Here is a 13478-nt window from a genome sequence, read left to right on the forward strand (position 1 = left end):
AGGGGGTCACTCGATCAGGCCCTTGCTGGTCAGGTAGTCCTCGGCCACCGCCGCCGCGGGTTCGCCGCCCACCTGGATGCGGGCGTTCAGCTCCTGCAGCGTGGTCAGGTCGAAGCCCGCGAAGATCGGGTTCAGCACCTCGGGGATTTTCGGATACTCCTCCAGCACCTCGGCCCGGATGACCGGCGCCGGCTGGTAGAAGGGCTGCACGGCCTTGTCGTCCTCCATCACCACCAGCCCGGCAGGCTCGATGCCGCCGTCGGTGCCATAGACCATGGCCGCGTTCACGCCCGAGGTCTGCTGCGCCGCCGCCGCGATGGTCGCGGCCGTGTCGCCGCCCGACAGCTGCACCAGTTGCGCGGGCGAAAGCTGGAAGCCGTAGGTCGCCTGGAAGGCGGGCAGGGCCGCAGGCGAGGTCACGAACTCGGTCGAGGCCGCGAGCTTGACCTCGCCGCCCCCGGCGACCCAGGCGCCAAAGTCGGACATGGTGCGCAGGTTGTTCTGCTCGGCCAGATCCTTGCGGACCGCGATGGCCCAGGTGTTGTTGGCGGGCGCGGGGTCAAGCCAGATCAGGTTGCCCTTCCGGTCCAGTTCCGCCGCGCGGGCATAGGACTGCGCGGCGTCCTTCCAGACGGGACTGTCAGCCTCGTTGTGGAAGAAGGCGGCGTTGCCGGTGTATTCGGGATAGATGTCGATCTGCCCCGAGGCGATCGCGTCGCGCACGATGGGCGTGCCGCCCAGTTGCAGGCGGTTTTCGACCGGCATCCCGGCATGTTCCAGCGCCAGCAGGATGACGTTGCCCAGAAGCCCGCCCTCGGTGTCGATCTTGGACGACACAACGATGTCGCGCGCCGCGGCGGGCGAGGCGAGGCCCGCCAGAACGGCAAGGGCGATGGACGTGATCTTGCGCAATTCCGGTTCTCCTCGTCGGGGCTCCCTTGGGGCAGCCTATGCGGCAAAGACCCGGCCTGGGAAGGCCCGCGTGCCGGGACGCGGTCGAACGCGTGTCCGGGCGGGGCTGTTCCGGGAAAAGCGGAGTTCTCTTGTGAGACCGCGGATTGCGCTCGGGGGCGGCCCTGTCCGGCAGCCGCATCTTCTGCGTGGACAGCAAGGATGCCGTCTTGCTGCCGGGATGAGCCTCCCGGTGGACCGCAGGGTGCCTTCGGCACGCCCTGGGCGCCAAGGCCCTGCAGCCCGGAGACAAGCGCGAGACGAGGGGGCGGGGCCGCCGGACGTTGCCATCGGCCCCCGCAAGCGATCAGTCGCGCAGAAGCTCGTTGATCGAGGTCTTGGACCGGGTCTTCGCATCGACCCGCTTGACGATCACCGCGCAGTAAAGATGGACGCCGTTCTTCGAGGGCATCGAGCCTGCGACGACGACCGAACCCGCAGGAACCTCGCCATACATGACCTCGCCGGTCTCGCGGTCCACGATCTTGGTGGACTGGCCGATGAAGACGCCCATGCCGAGGACCGAGCCTTCGCGCACGATCACGCCCTCGACGACCTCGGACCGAGCGCCGATGAAGCAGTCGTCCTCGATGATGGTGGGGCCGGCCTGCATGGGCTCCAGCACGCCGCCGATGCCGACGCCGCCCGACAGGTGGACGCGCTTGCCGATCTGCGCGCAGGACCCGACCGTGGCCCAGGTGTCAACCATCGTGCCCTCGTCCACATAGGCGCCGAGGTTCACGAAGGAGGGCATCAGCACCACGCCCTTGGCGATAAAGGCCGAGCGGCGGACGACGCAGTTCGGGACGGCGCGGAAGCCCGCCTCGCGCCAGCGGGCGGCGTTCCAGTCCTTGAACTTGCCGTCCACCTTGTCCCACCAGCTGCCGCCCTGCGGGCCGCCGGAATGCAGCTCCATGTCCTTCAGGCGGAAGCCCAGCAGCACGGCCTTCTTCGCCCACTGGTTCACGTGCCAGTCGCTCCCGTGCTTCTCGGCCACGCGCAACTCGCCCCGGTCCAGCGCTTCCAGCGTCGCCTCGATGGCGTCGCGGGTTTCGCCCTTCGTCGCGGGGGTGATGCTGTCGCGGGCGTCCCAGGCAGCCTCGATGGCGGTTTCAAGCGCGGCGTTCGACATGGTGGCCCTTTCTGGCGGTCGGGTGGAAATCCTTGCCGTGGGGCTATAAGCGGGGGGTCAGCACCGTGCAACGCCGGTGGCCAGCTTCGAGGTTTGAATGACGCCACCCGACGACGAACGCAGCCATACCCTGCGCCACAGCCAACAGGACGCGATCGTCGCGGCGCATGACCCCAGCACGCCCCAGACGCGCTCGCCGTCCTATCGGCTGGCCTTCAGCGACACGGAATTCCTGCTGCGCGAGGAACTGCGCCCGGTGCGGCTGCAGCTGGAACTGCTGAAGCCCGAGATGATCATGGACGAGCGGGGCGTCACCTCGACCGTGGTGATGTTCGGCGGCGCCCGCATCCCCGCGCCGGAACACGCGGCCCGCGCCCGGACGCCGACGCTGGCGGCGCTGTCGAGCTATTACACCGAGGCCGAGCGCTTTGCGGCGCTGATCACCAGGCGCTCGATCGCCACAAAGGGACGCGAATGGGTGATCTGCACCGGCGGCGGACCGGGCGTGATGGAGGCGGGGAACAAGGGCGCCTATGAAGCGGGGGGCCAGTCCATCGGGTTGGGGATCGTCCTGCCGCACGAGCAGGCGCCGAACCTGTACGTGACGCCGGAACTCGCCTTCAACTTCCATTACTTTGCCATCCGCAAGATGCATTTCCTGATGCGGGCGCGGGCGATCACGATCTTCCCCGGCGGCTTCGGCACGCTGGACGAGATGTTCGAGGCGCTGACCCTGATCCAGACGGGCCGGATGAAGCCGGTCCCCTTCCTGCTGTTCGGGACCGAGTTCTGGAACCGGATCATCGACTGGCAGGCGCTGGCCGAGGCGGGGACGATCAGCCCCGAGGACCTGGGGCTGTTCACCTTTGTCGAGACCGCCGAGGAGGCCATCGAGGCCATCGACGCCTTCGAGGAACTCTGAACCTCAGCCGTCCAGCCGCGGCGCCGTCTTCGGCTCGTGGATGGGGCAGCCGGTCAGCGCGCTGCGGTGGCTGGCGGTGATCGGGTAGACGTGGCGGCGGGCGCGCATGATGTTGCCCAGCGGGCGGTGCGCCTCGATCCCGTTCCAGGGGCGGAAGGCGATGCTTTCGTCCACGATGGCGGAACGCTCGTCGCTCCAGGCCTGCTGCGCCAGGACGCTGAGGGTGGCGACGGGCTGGAAGGGCGAATCCTCCTCGCTCCACTCGACCGAGGCATCCTCGATGGGCATCCGCTCGAGGTCGCGGCACAACTGAACCTCCAGCGTCCAGGCGCCGCCCTGCGCGGCCAGCGCCTCGATCACGGCTTCGCGGATCGCGTCGGGGTCGTCGAGGTCGATGCGGTCATCCTCCAGCGCCTTGAAACTGTCCGAAGCCGGGACCAGCCGCAGCTTGGCGATATGCTCGCCAAAGCGCAGCGGAACCTGGGTGTAGTAGCTTTCCCCCAAGGGGTTCGTGGGCTTGTAGCCGCCCAGCGCGCTGAGCATGGCGCTTTGCAGCCCAACGGCCTCGATCGCGCGCTCGACAGGGCGCAGGATGGTGGACAGCACCACCTTGGCCCATTCCGCCCGCTCGGTTGTCAGCGCGACCGGCCTGAGGCTGCGCAGGAAGGCCCTGGTGTCGGGCGCCTGAAAGACCGGGCTGCTCGCCATCAGGAAATCCTGGGTGGTGTCGGCCTCGGATCCCGGCAGGCGCTCGCCTTCCGCGTCGAACAGCTTGACCGCGATGCCGCGGGGCAGGGACACGCTGTCGCGCAGCACGTCGCCGGGGATGGTCGAGATCCGCACCAGCGCGTCGAAGCTGCGCGGCGCGGCGAAGATGCCCTGCGCCAGTTCCGGCGGCAGGCCCTCGTGGACCGTCAGGGTGCCGTTCAGGATCGCGTGGCTTTTCGCATGGGCCGAGCGCACGGCATGACCGCCCGCCTCGTGCGTGCGGTTGATGATATAGGTCATCTGCTCGACGATCTTGCGGGTGGTCTGGGCCTCGTCGGGCTGGACGGTCTCGACGTCGGGCGAATAGGCGACGGGCGCGGCGAGGCGCGACATGGGCTTGCTCCTGACCTGGTGGGCCGGGTGAAGCGCCCGGGAGGGCGGACGGGTTCCGTCAGACCCGGTGATAGGGCGAGCCCGCAAGGATCGTCGCGGCGCGGTAAAGCTGTTCGGACAGCATGGTGCGGGCCAGCATGTGCGGCCAGACCATCGCGCCGAAGGAAAGGGTCAGGTCGGCGCGGTCGCGCAAGGCGGGGTCCAGCCCGTCCGCGCCCCCGATCAGGAACACGGCGTCGGGTCGGCCGTCGTCGCGGAAACGGGCAAGGGCCGAAGCGAAATCGGGCGAGGACAGCAGACGCCCGCGTTCGTCCAGCGCGATGATCGCTGCACCCTCGGGGATCTGGCGGGACAGAAGGGCGGCCTCGGCGGGCTTGCCGCCGCCCCTGCGATCCTCGACCTCGGTCACTTCGGCGGGACCGAGGCCGAGCGCGCGGCCGGTCTGGGCGAACCGGCCGAGATAGTCCTGGATCAGCGCCGCTTCGGGCGCACGCGCGGCCAGCCGCCCGACCGCGGCGATGCGGACCCGAAGCATCGCGGACTTACTGCGTCAGCGACTGGGTGGCGTCAGGGACAGCGCCGCCCCGCAGGCTGGCCAGCGCATCGGCGGGCATCCACATCTTCTCGAGCTGGTAGAACTCGCGCACCTCGGGACGGAAGACATGGACGATGACGTCATCAGTGTCGATCAGCACCCAGTCGCCGGTGTCCTTGCCCTCGATCCGGGCGATGCGCCCGCATTCGATCTTGAGGCGGTCAACCAGCTTCTGGGCGATGGACGCCACCTGGCGCGAGCTGCGGCCCGAGGCGATGACCATGTGGTCGGCCATGGCGGATCGTCCGCGCAGGTCGATGGTGACTATGTCCTCGGCCTTGTCGTCATCGAGCGAGGCGAGGATGCGGGCAAGCAACTGGTCGCTGCTTTCCGCGGTGGTCGCGGCCGGCACTTCGGCCGACGGGACGGTGGTGGACAGGGGACTTCCTCCGGTCAGCGCGCCGATCTTCCCCGGCGCCGGGATGTCTTCAATGTAGCACGGAATCCGTTCCGCTCAATGTTCGGGGGTGCAGATTTCTGGCGAAGGACGCAGGGACGCGCCAGCCTGCCCGCGCGGCCACGCAGGGCCCTAGAACATCTCGGGCCGCGGGAAGCGCGTGCCTTCGGGGATCTGCGGGAAGTCCGAGCGGTAGACAGTGTACTCCTGACATTCCGGATCGCCCATGATGTCCTGCCCTTGCAGCGTGCATTCGGCTTGCACGCGGGTCCCGTCCTCGAACCGGAAGCCCACGTCGGCCAGAGGGTCGTCCATCTGGTATTGTCCCTGCCCGAAGTGGTTGCGCCCCTCGATGATCACCAGGTCCTGCAACCGGTTGCCGCCGGGATAGAACATCAGCGCGATCCGGCTGCCGTCCTGCCGCGTTCCCGTGATCTCGGTCGGAAAGCAGCCTGCCAGCGCCGCCACGCCCGCCGCTGCCAGAAGAAACATCCGCATCCGCGACATCATTCCGCTCCACCTCTCTGAACCTGTGTGCTTACGGTGGCACAAGGGTCCTAAGGTCCGGTTAAGGGCCCCAAGTCGCTTGATCCGGGGTGGAGGAACGAATATCTTCCCGCGCATGATGCGTTTTTTCGACATCCATGACCGTGCCCGTCTGCCCGGCCGGTTCTACGGCCTGACCCGGACGGTGACCGCGCGACTGTGAAGCGGGCTCGCCCGGCGCCCTCGCGCGCCTGCTTTTCCTTGATCGCCATCCCTTCCGAAAGAGACAGCCATGACCGGCAATCCGACCCATAGCGGCCCCCGCACGCTTTACGACAAGATCTTCGACGCCCATGTCGTCGACCGCCAGCCCGACGGCACCTGCCTGCTGTATATCGACCGCCACCTCGTCCACGAGGTGACCAGTCCCCAGGCCTTCGAGGGGCTGCGGATGTCGGGCCGCAAGGTGCGCCGCCCCGACCAGACCATCGCCGTCCCGGACCACAACGTGCCGACCACGCCCGACCGCGTGGCGGGGATCGAGAACCCGGAAGGCCGCATCCAAGTCGCCGAGCTTGACAAGAACGCCCGCGACTTCGGCGTGAACTACTATCCGATGAACGACATCCGTCAGGGCATCGTCCATATCGTCGGGCCGGAACAGGGCTGGACCCTGCCCGGCATGACCGTCGTCTGCGGCGACAGCCATACTGCGACGCACGGGGCCTTTGGCGCGCTGGCGCACGGGATCGGCACCTCCGAGGTCGAGCATGTGCTCGCCACCCAGACGCTGATCCAGAAGAAATCGAAGAACATGAAGGTCGAGATCACCGGCAAGCTGCGCCCCGGTGTGACGGCCAAGGACATCACCCTGTCGATCATCGGCCACACCGGCACGGCGGGTGGCACCGGCTATGTCATCGAATACTGCGGCGAGGCGATCCGCAGCCTGTCCATGGAAGGCCGCATGACCGTCTGCAACATGGCGATCGAGGGCGGCGCCCGCGCCGGCCTGATCGCGCCGGACGAGAAGACCTTCGACTACGTCAAGGGCCGTCCCCACGCGCCGAAGGGCGCCGCATGGGAAGCCGCGCTCGCCTGGTGGAAGACGCTGTTCTCGGATGAGGGCGCGCATTGGGACAAGGTCGTGACGATCCGGGGCGAGGACATCGAGCCGGTCGTGACCTGGGGCACCTCGCCCGAGGACGTGCTGCCCATCGGCGCGACCGTCCCGGCGCCCGAGCACTTCGAGGGCGGCAAGGTCGAGGCCGCGCGTCGTTCGCTGGACTACATGGGTCTCAAGCCCGGCATGAAACTGACCGACATCAAGGTTGACGCGGTCTTCATCGGTAGTTGCACCAACGGTCGGATCGAGGACCTGCGCGCCGCCGCCGAGGTCCTGCGCGGCAAGCATCTCGCGCCGGGTGTGCGGGGGATGGTCGTTCCCGGCTCGGGCCTCGTGCGGATGCAGGCCGAGGAAGAGGGGCTGGACAAGGTCTTCACCGACGCGGGCTTCGAATGGCGGCTTGCGGGCTGTTCCATGTGTCTGGGCATGAACCCCGATCAGCTGGCGCCGGGCGAACGCTGCGCCGCGACCTCGAACCGCAACTTCGAGGGCCGGATGGGCCGGGGCGGCCGCACGCACCTGATGTCGCCGGTGATGGCGGCGGCGGCGGCCGTAACGGGCCACCTGACCGACGTGCGCGAGCTGATGGCCGCGCCGGTGGATGCCTGAGGGGAGACGAGGACAAACATGGACAAGTTCACCACCCTGACCGGCATCGCCGCGCCCATGCCGCTGGTCAACATCGACACCGACATGATCATCCCCAAGCAGTTCCTGAAGACGATCCATCGTTCGGGACTGGGGAAGAACCTGTTCGACGAGATGCGCTATTTCCCCGACGGGACCGAGAACCCGGACTTCGTGCTGAACAAGCCCGCGTACCGGGATGCGCAGATCATCGTGGCGGGCGACAACTTCGGCTGCGGCTCGTCGCGGGAACACGCGCCCTGGGCGCTGCTCGACTATGGCATCCGCTGCGTGATCTCGACCAGCTTTGCGGACATCTTCTACAACAACTGCTTCAAGAACGGCATCCTGCCCATCATCCTGCCGCCCGACGCCGTCGAGGCCCTGATGAAGGACGCCGAGAACGGCGCCAACGCGCGGCTGACCGTGGATCTTGAATCCCAGACGGTGACGGGCGCGGACGGAACGGCCTATCACTTCGAGATGGACCCGCACCGCAAGCATTGCCTGCTGAACGGGCTCGACGACATCGGCCTGACGATGGAGAAGGCCGCCGCCATCGAGGCCTTCGAGGCGCGAATCGCCCAGTCCCAGCCTTGGGTCTGAGGGCGCTGACCCTCGCGCTGGCGCTGGCCTTTGGGCCGGTGCTGGCGGAACCCATCCGCATTGCCACCTACAGCCCCGACCTGTCGCGCGACGGGCCTGGGCTTCTGCTTCGCGATATCCAGTCGGGCAAGGATGAACAGGTCGCCGCGGCCGTGCAGGTGATCGCGGCGGCGGATGCGGATGTGCTGCTGCTGACCGGCTTCGACTGGGACCATGACGGGGCGGCGCTATCCGCCTTTGCCGATCTGCTGGAGGCTGCGGGCGCGGGCTATCCCCACCGCCATGCCAGCCGCCCGAACAGCGGGATGGCGACGGGCCTCGATCTCGACGGCGACGGGCGGACGGGCACGGGCGACGACGCGCAGGGCTTCGGGCTGTTCTCGGGGCAGGGGGGCATGGCGCTGCTGTCGCGGCTGCCCCTGGGCGAGGTCACGGATCACTCGGCGATGCTGTGGCGCGACCTGCCGGGCCACCTGATGCCTCCGGTGCCCCTCGAGGTGGCCGAGGTGCAGCGCCTGTCCTCGACCGCGCATTGGGAGGTGCCGGTGAATGTCGGCGGCACGACACTGACGCTGCTGGCCTGGTCCGCGACCCCGCCCGTCTTCGACGGTCCCGAAGACCGCAACGGGCGCCGCAACCATGACGAGGCGGTGTTCTGGCTGACGCGCCTGCCGCCCGACCGCTTCGTCGTGATGGGCGACACCAACCTCGACCCCGTGGACGGCGAGGGACGGCGCGAGGGCATGGCCGCGCTGCTGGCCCGCGTTCAGGACCCGCAGCCGAAAAGCGAAGGGGCTGCCTTGGCGCCGCAGGATGGTGCGAATGCCGTGCAGAAGGGCGACACGGCCGACTGGCCCGATGCGGACGGGCCGGGGAACCTGCGCGTGGACGTGGTGCTGCCCTCGCCGGACCTGAGCGTGACGGGCTCGGGCGTGCTGTGGCCCGCGCCGGGGCAGCCGCTGGCCGACACGGTCGCGACTGCCTCGCGGCACCGGCTGGTCTGGGTCGACCTCGATCTGCCCGTTACTGGGACCGCGACAGCGGCGTCGTCCCCCCGCCCATCGCCTTGAGCCGCGCGATCAGCGGCTGTGCCCGCGGTCCGATCCGGTCGCAGGCGCCGGGATCGTCCAGCAACTGGAAGGCAGGACCGTAGAACTGCTTGTCATAGGCCGAGGCGTCCAGCCCCAGTTGCGCCGCCAGCTTGTCGCCTGTGCCCGCGATCAGCGTCCATTCCGCGTCCGATACGGGATAGGCCGGACAGTTCGAGGTGATGACGTTCACCTGCGCCAGTTCCGTGATCAGCGCCCGTGCCTCGTCGGCCGAAAGCCCCGAGGTGTCGGGCAGGGGCACCGTCATGCCGCCGTCGGCAAGGGCTGCTCCGGTCGTGGCAAGCGCCAGCAGGGCGGCAGCAAGCATGGGTTTCATCATCCGTCTCCCCTTGATGGGTCATGCCCCTACCCACAGGACGCGGGGCGCGGGAGCAACCCAAATGGCCGTGAACTTGACCCCCGCGCGGGGCAGGGCTAGGCGGGACGCGACCCGCATCCTCGAACACCAAAGGCGCAAGATGAGCGACAGCTACTCCCTTCTGATCCTGCCGGGCGACGGCATCGGCCCCGAAGTCATGGCCGAGGTGCGCAAGGTCATCGACTGGTTCCAGTCGAACCGCGGGATGCGCTTCGACGTGTCGGAAGACCTGGTCGGCGGCGCGGCCTATGACGTGCATGGCACGCCCATCACCGACGAGACGATGGCCAAGGCCCAGTCAGTGGACGCGGTGCTGCTGGGGGCCGTGGGCGGCCCGGCCTATGACAACCTCGACTTCAGCGTGAAGCCGGAACGCGCCCTGCTGCGGCTGCGCAAGGAAATGGACCTGTTCGCCAACCTGCGCCCCGCCCAGTGCTTCGACGCACTGGCGGATTTCTCGTCGCTCAAGCGCGAGGTCGTGTCCGGCCTCGACATCCTGATCGTGCGCGAGCTGACCTCGGGCGTCTATTTCGGCGAACCGCGCGGCATCCATTCCGACGGCAACAACCCCGAAAACGAGGGTGGCCGCGTCGGGATCAACACCCAGCGCTACACCAGCGGAGAGATCCGGCGCGTGGCCCGCGCGGCCTTCGAGCTGGCCAAGAAGCGCAAGAACCGCCTCTGCTCGATGGAAAAGGCCAATGTCATGGAATCCGGTGTCCTCTGGCGCGAGGAGGTCCAGTGGGTCCATGACAACGAATATCCCGAGGTCGAGCTGACCCACATGTATGCCGACAACGGCGCCATGCAGCTGGTCCGCCGCCCCTCGCAGTTCGACGTGATCGTGACCGACAACCTGTTCGGCGACATCCTGTCGGACGCGGCGGCGATGCTGACCGGTTCGCTGGGGATGCTGCCCTCGGCCTCGCTGGGCGTGCCTGCGGCGAACGGCCGGCCGAAGGCGATGTATGAACCGGTCCACGGTTCCGCCCCCGACATCGCGGGGCAGGGCAAGGCCAACCCCATCGCCTGCATCCTCTCCTTCGCCATGGCGCTGCGCTATTCCTACAACGAGGGCGCCGCGGCCGACGAACTGGAAGCCGCCGTCGAGCGCGTGCTGGCCCAGGGCGCCCGCACCGCCGACCTGATGGGCCCGGAAGGCGGCACGCCGATCGGCACCGCCGAGATGGGCGACCGGATCGTCGCGGCCCTGTCGGCAGGCTGATCCCCATGCGCGGCAACCTGGCGGGCGCCGCGCTGGGCCTTGGCGCGATGGGCGCCTATGCGACCCACGACGCCGTCATCAAACTGCTGGGGGCGAGCTATTCGCCCCTGCAGACCGCCTTCTTCGTGGCGCTTCTGTCCCTGCCGGTCTTGGCGGTGGTTGCGGCCCGGCGACCGCAGGTCAGCCTTGTCCCCCGGCATCCGGGCTGGGTCGGGCTGCGGACGCTCTGCATGACGCTGAACGTGCTCAGCGCGATGACGGCCTTTGCGCTGCTGCCGCTGACGCAGGTCTATGCGATCCTCTTCACCATGCCGCTGCTGATCACGCTGCTGTCCGTGCCCATGCTGGGCGAGCGGATCGGCCCGCACCGGCTGGCGGCGGTGCTGCTGGGCCTGATGGGTGTGCTGATCGTGCTGCGGCCAGGGCAGGCGCAGCTTGGCGTCGGCCATCTCTGCGCGATCGTCACGGCCCTCTGTGGGGCGCTGTCAGCGGTCATCGCACGCCGCCTGGGAGGGTCCGAGCGCACGCTGGTCCTTGTCATCTGGCCGGTCCTGCTGAACCTCGGCATCTGCGCGCTGGCGCTGCCCTTCGTCTATCAACCCATGCCCGGTGCTGATCTTGGCCTTGCCGGGCTGGTGGCGCTGTTCGGCCTGATCGGGGCGGTGCTGAATGTGCGCGCCTATCGCGCGGCCGAGGCCGCCGTGGTCGCGCCCATGCAATACAGCCAGATCCTGTGGGCGACGCTTTACGGCTGGCTGCTGTTTTCCGAACTGCCCGACCGCGCCACCCTGCTGGGGATCACGGTCATCATGGGCTCGGGGCTTTACATCCTGTGGCGCGAGGCACGGGCGCCCGCGGCCCATCGTCCCGTCCTGCAGGCCGAGGCACAGGGCGAGGGGCTGCCCTCGCCCAGCATCGGCGGCTTCCGCCGCCTGCTGCGACGTTGATTTCCCCTTGCAATCCCGCGCGCCCCGCGATACCTGCCCCGTCACGGTCGGAGCGTAGCGCAGCCTGGTAGCGCACCTGCTTCGGGAGCAGGGGGTCGGAGGTTCGAATCCTCTCGCTCCGACCAATTCACAAAATCCCGAAACATCCTGACTGGCGTCCTTGTCTGAGCACAGTCTCGGGAAGATGCGCCCGCTTTCCCGATTCACCGAAGCAGCGCAGCAAGGCGCGGGTGACGGCACTGGTCGCCGCCTGCGGGATCTCGGGCGCGGGCCTGCCCTGAACGGTCGCTGCCGTTGGTCCGGGTGTCGGAAGGACATCTTGGAGGAACCCCCGAAGACACTGATATCTTGTCTGGAAGGAGGTGCTTTTCCATGAAGATCCTGTCGATCAGCGGAGGTGGTTTCCAGGCGCTCTACAACGTGCTTTTGCTGGAGGAGCTGGAAAAGCTCACGGGTCCGGTGAAGGACAGCTTCGACCTGTTCTGTGGCACCTCGGCCGGGGCGATCGTCGCGGCTGCAGGGGCGAGGGGCATGCCCATGGCCGAGCTGCGTGCGGGTTTCGAGCAGCGCGGGGCCGAGGCCTTCCGCCGACGCAGCATCGCCGGGCCGCGCGACCTGTGGCGGATGTGGGGGCGGTCGCGCTACATGGCGGGACCGCTGGCAGCACTGGTGAAGGAGATCGCGGGCGAGGTGACCCTTGGCGAACTGGAGGTGCCCCTGGCCGTCACTGCCACCCGGCTGCACGATGGGGCGGCGGTCGTCTTCAGCAACCAGACGGCGCCCGAGACGAAGCTGCACGACGTGGTGATGGCCAGCGCGGCGGCGCCCACCATGTTCCCGGCCGTTCCGATCAACGGTCAGTTGCACGCCGATGGCGCCATCTTCGCCAATGCCCCGGACCTGCTGGCGATGGAACTGGCGCTGCGCAGCGGCGCTAGGGCCGACGAGATTTCCATGCTGTCGCTGGGGTCCATGAACGCCTGTCCGCCGATGGGAGAGCCGGGTGATCCCGACATGGGTGTCCTCGACTGGCTGCGGGGGAACCGCATCTTCCGCACGATGATCGGGGCGCAGGCCGAGGTGACGAGCCGGCTGATGAAGGGGCTTCTGGGCGAGCGTTACACGCGCATCGACGCCGATCCCGCCTTCCCGCTGCGGGGCGATGTCGCCCTTGATCGGGCGGATGCCAAGGCGATTGCGGCGGCGCGGATGGCGGCAAGCCTGTCTCTGCCGGATCTGGAAGCCTGGGCGCAGGCAAGCCGCGATGAGCCACTGCGCAGGATTGCGTGACACGGGCAATTTCAGGGGCTGAGGGATGACGGACTGGGTGATCGGCTGCACGCATTTCGGCCATGCCAACATCCTCAAGCTCTGCAGCCGCCCCTTTGCCTCGGTCGAAGAGATGGACCGGGCGATGATCGAGAACTGGAACCGCACCGTCGGCCCGCGCGACAGGGTTTATCACCTCGGCGACTTCGCCTTCCGGGGCCCGCCCGCCGAACATTACGAACAGCAGCTGAACGGCACGCTTGTGAGGATCCGGGGAAACCACGACCGCAAGGACTGGGGTGTTCCCTATCTGAGGATCAGGGTGAACCGGACAGGGGTCGTCCTGTTCCACTACCCGATCGAGGAATGGGACGGCTGGTGGCAGGGCGCCGTCCACCTGCACGCCCATACGCATGATCCCGAGTTCCTGTCGGCCGCGCGGCGCGGGAACGTCAGTGCCGATGCGGTGGCTTTCACCCCCGTCAGGCTGGAGGAATGCGTCGAGCGCCTGCGGATGTCGGGACCCGGCTGAGTTGCAGGCCGTGCGGTTCAGGTGCGTGCCTGTTTCCCAGAGCGACTGACAGGACCTTCGGGTCGGCAGAGCGGCGAGCTGAGCGAAACCCGGTG

15 protein-coding genes and 1 tRNA gene are annotated in these 13478 nt (G+C 68.2%); 9 read left to right on the forward strand and 7 right to left on the reverse strand.

Annotation, left to right across the window (positions count from 1 at the left end; all coding sequences use genetic code 11):
* Positions 1 to 6 precede the first annotated feature (6 nt).
* On the reverse strand, positions 7 to 903 hold the full coding sequence (gene osmF / locus ACFFII_RS12670) for a glycine betaine ABC transporter substrate-binding protein OsmF (RefSeq protein ID WP_377699286.1): 897 nt from the start codon (positions 901 to 903) through the stop codon (positions 7 to 9).
* Positions 904 to 1258: 355 nt separating this feature from the next.
* On the reverse strand, positions 1259 to 2083 hold the full coding sequence (gene dapD, locus ACFFII_RS12675) for a 2,3,4,5-tetrahydropyridine-2,6-dicarboxylate N-succinyltransferase (RefSeq protein WP_377699238.1): 825 nt from the start codon (positions 2081 to 2083) through the stop codon (positions 1259 to 1261).
* 97 nt (positions 2084 to 2180) lie between these two features.
* Here dapD and ACFFII_RS12680 point away from each other — a divergent pair, with 97 nt between their 5' ends.
* Positions 2181 to 3005, forward strand: coding sequence for an LOG family protein (locus ACFFII_RS12680; RefSeq protein WP_377699239.1), 825 nt, complete (start codon positions 2181 to 2183; stop codon positions 3003 to 3005).
* Positions 3006 to 3008: 3 nt separating this feature from the next.
* Here ACFFII_RS12680 and ACFFII_RS12685 read toward each other — a convergent pair whose 3' ends face one another.
* From ACFFII_RS12685 to ACFFII_RS12700, 4 genes are all read right to left on the reverse strand, one after another.
* Positions 3009 to 4106 (reverse strand): catalase family protein, encoded by a 1098-nt coding sequence (locus tag ACFFII_RS12685; RefSeq protein WP_377699240.1) that lies wholly within the window; start codon positions 4104 to 4106, stop codon positions 3009 to 3011.
* Positions 4107 to 4164: 58 nt separating this feature from the next.
* Positions 4165 to 4641 carry a 23S rRNA (pseudouridine(1915)-N(3))-methyltransferase RlmH gene (rlmH, locus tag ACFFII_RS12690; protein ID WP_377699241.1) on the reverse strand — a complete coding sequence of 159 codons (477 nt, stop codon included), beginning with the start codon at positions 4639 to 4641 and terminating at the stop codon, positions 4165 to 4167.
* Between the two features lie 7 nt (positions 4642 to 4648).
* On the reverse strand, positions 4649 to 5053 hold the full coding sequence (rsfS, locus tag ACFFII_RS12695; protein WP_377699242.1) for a ribosome silencing factor: 405 nt from the start codon (positions 5051 to 5053) through the stop codon (positions 4649 to 4651).
* A gap of 177 nt (positions 5054 to 5230) precedes the next feature.
* A complete protein-coding gene (locus tag ACFFII_RS12700; protein ID WP_377699243.1) occupies positions 5231 to 5596 on the reverse strand; it encodes a hypothetical protein in 366 nt (121 codons plus the stop codon).
* Between the two features lie 280 nt (positions 5597 to 5876).
* On the opposite strand from ACFFII_RS12700, the gene leuC reads away from it, so the two are divergent.
* The 3 genes from leuC to ACFFII_RS12715 are packed head-to-tail and all read left to right on the forward strand — an operon-like array spanning position 5877 to position 9013.
* A complete protein-coding gene (leuC, locus tag ACFFII_RS12705; RefSeq protein ID WP_377699244.1) occupies positions 5877 to 7319 on the forward strand; it encodes a 3-isopropylmalate dehydratase large subunit in 1443 nt (480 codons plus the stop codon).
* An 18-nt stretch (positions 7320 to 7337) separates the two neighbouring features.
* Positions 7338 to 7943: a 3-isopropylmalate dehydratase small subunit gene (gene leuD, locus ACFFII_RS12710; RefSeq protein ID WP_377699245.1), complete on the forward strand. Its 606-nt coding sequence runs from the start codon at positions 7338 to 7340 to the stop codon at positions 7941 to 7943.
* Positions 7934 to 9013 carry an endonuclease/exonuclease/phosphatase family protein gene (locus tag ACFFII_RS12715; RefSeq protein ID WP_377699246.1) on the forward strand — a complete coding sequence of 360 codons (1080 nt, stop codon included), beginning with the start codon at positions 7934 to 7936 and terminating at the stop codon, positions 9011 to 9013. Before leuD ends, ACFFII_RS12715 begins: the two co-directional genes overlap by 10 nt.
* Here the strand turns inward: ACFFII_RS12715 and ACFFII_RS12720 are convergent.
* The gene (locus tag ACFFII_RS12720; RefSeq protein ID WP_377699247.1) at positions 8967 to 9371 is read right to left on the reverse strand and encodes a hypothetical protein; all 405 of its coding nucleotides are present in this window, start codon (positions 9369 to 9371) and stop codon (positions 8967 to 8969) included. The two genes, ACFFII_RS12715 and ACFFII_RS12720, sit on opposite strands and share 47 nt — an antisense overlap.
* 139 nt (positions 9372 to 9510) lie before the next feature.
* Between ACFFII_RS12720 and leuB the strand changes: the two genes are divergently transcribed.
* The 5 genes from leuB to ACFFII_RS12745 all read left to right on the forward strand — a co-directional run bounded on the left by leuB (position 9511) and on the right by ACFFII_RS12745 (position 13383).
* Positions 9511 to 10635 carry a 3-isopropylmalate dehydrogenase gene (gene leuB / locus ACFFII_RS12725; RefSeq protein ID WP_377699248.1) on the forward strand — a complete coding sequence of 375 codons (1125 nt, stop codon included), beginning with the start codon at positions 9511 to 9513 and terminating at the stop codon, positions 10633 to 10635.
* A gap of 5 nt (positions 10636 to 10640) precedes the next feature.
* The gene (locus tag ACFFII_RS12730; RefSeq protein ID WP_377699249.1) at positions 10641 to 11582 is read left to right on the forward strand and encodes a DMT family transporter; all 942 of its coding nucleotides are present in this window, start codon (positions 10641 to 10643) and stop codon (positions 11580 to 11582) included.
* A gap of 48 nt (positions 11583 to 11630) precedes the next feature.
* Positions 11631 to 11707, forward strand: a tRNA-Pro gene (locus tag ACFFII_RS12735).
* 247 nt (positions 11708 to 11954) lie between these two features.
* Positions 11955 to 12872, forward strand: a complete 918-nt coding sequence (locus ACFFII_RS12740) for a CBASS cGAMP-activated phospholipase (RefSeq protein ID WP_377699250.1) — start codon at positions 11955 to 11957, stop codon at positions 12870 to 12872.
* Positions 12873 to 12897: 25 nt separating this feature from the next.
* Positions 12898 to 13383, forward strand: coding sequence for a hypothetical protein (locus ACFFII_RS12745; protein ID WP_377699251.1), 486 nt, complete (start codon positions 12898 to 12900; stop codon positions 13381 to 13383).
* Positions 13384 to 13478: the final 95 nt, after the last annotated feature.

Source organism: Paracoccus niistensis (assembly GCF_042432925.1).
Lineage (GTDB): Bacteria > Pseudomonadota > Alphaproteobacteria > Rhodobacterales > Rhodobacteraceae > Paracoccus > Paracoccus niistensis.

Coding starts and splice junctions, on each gene's coding strand:
- dapD (WP_377699238.1), bottom strand. CDS start 2,083: ATGTCGAACGCCGCGCTTGAAACCGCCATCGAGGCTGCCTGGGACGCC.
- ACFFII_RS12680 (WP_377699239.1), top strand. CDS start 2,181: ATGACGCCACCCGACGACGAACGCAGCCATACCCTGCGCCACAGCCAA.
- ACFFII_RS12685 (WP_377699240.1), bottom strand. CDS start 4,106: ATGTCGCGCCTCGCCGCGCCCGTCGCCTATTCGCCCGACGTCGAGACC.
- rlmH (WP_377699241.1), bottom strand. CDS start 4,641: ATGCTTCGGGTCCGCATCGCCGCGGTCGGGCGGCTGGCCGCGCGTGCG.
- ACFFII_RS12700 (WP_377699243.1), bottom strand. CDS start 5,596: ATGCGGATGTTTCTTCTGGCAGCGGCGGGCGTGGCGGCGCTGGCAGGC.
- leuC (WP_377699244.1), top strand. CDS start 5,877: ATGACCGGCAATCCGACCCATAGCGGCCCCCGCACGCTTTACGACAAG.
- leuD (WP_377699245.1), top strand. CDS start 7,338: ATGGACAAGTTCACCACCCTGACCGGCATCGCCGCGCCCATGCCGCTG.
- ACFFII_RS12720 (WP_377699247.1), bottom strand. CDS start 9,371: ATGATGAAACCCATGCTTGCTGCCGCCCTGCTGGCGCTTGCCACGACC.
- leuB (WP_377699248.1), top strand. CDS start 9,511: ATGAGCGACAGCTACTCCCTTCTGATCCTGCCGGGCGACGGCATCGGC.
- ACFFII_RS12730 (WP_377699249.1), top strand. CDS start 10,641: ATGCGCGGCAACCTGGCGGGCGCCGCGCTGGGCCTTGGCGCGATGGGC.
- ACFFII_RS12740 (WP_377699250.1), top strand. CDS start 11,955: ATGAAGATCCTGTCGATCAGCGGAGGTGGTTTCCAGGCGCTCTACAAC.
- ACFFII_RS12745 (WP_377699251.1), top strand. CDS start 12,898: ATGACGGACTGGGTGATCGGCTGCACGCATTTCGGCCATGCCAACATC.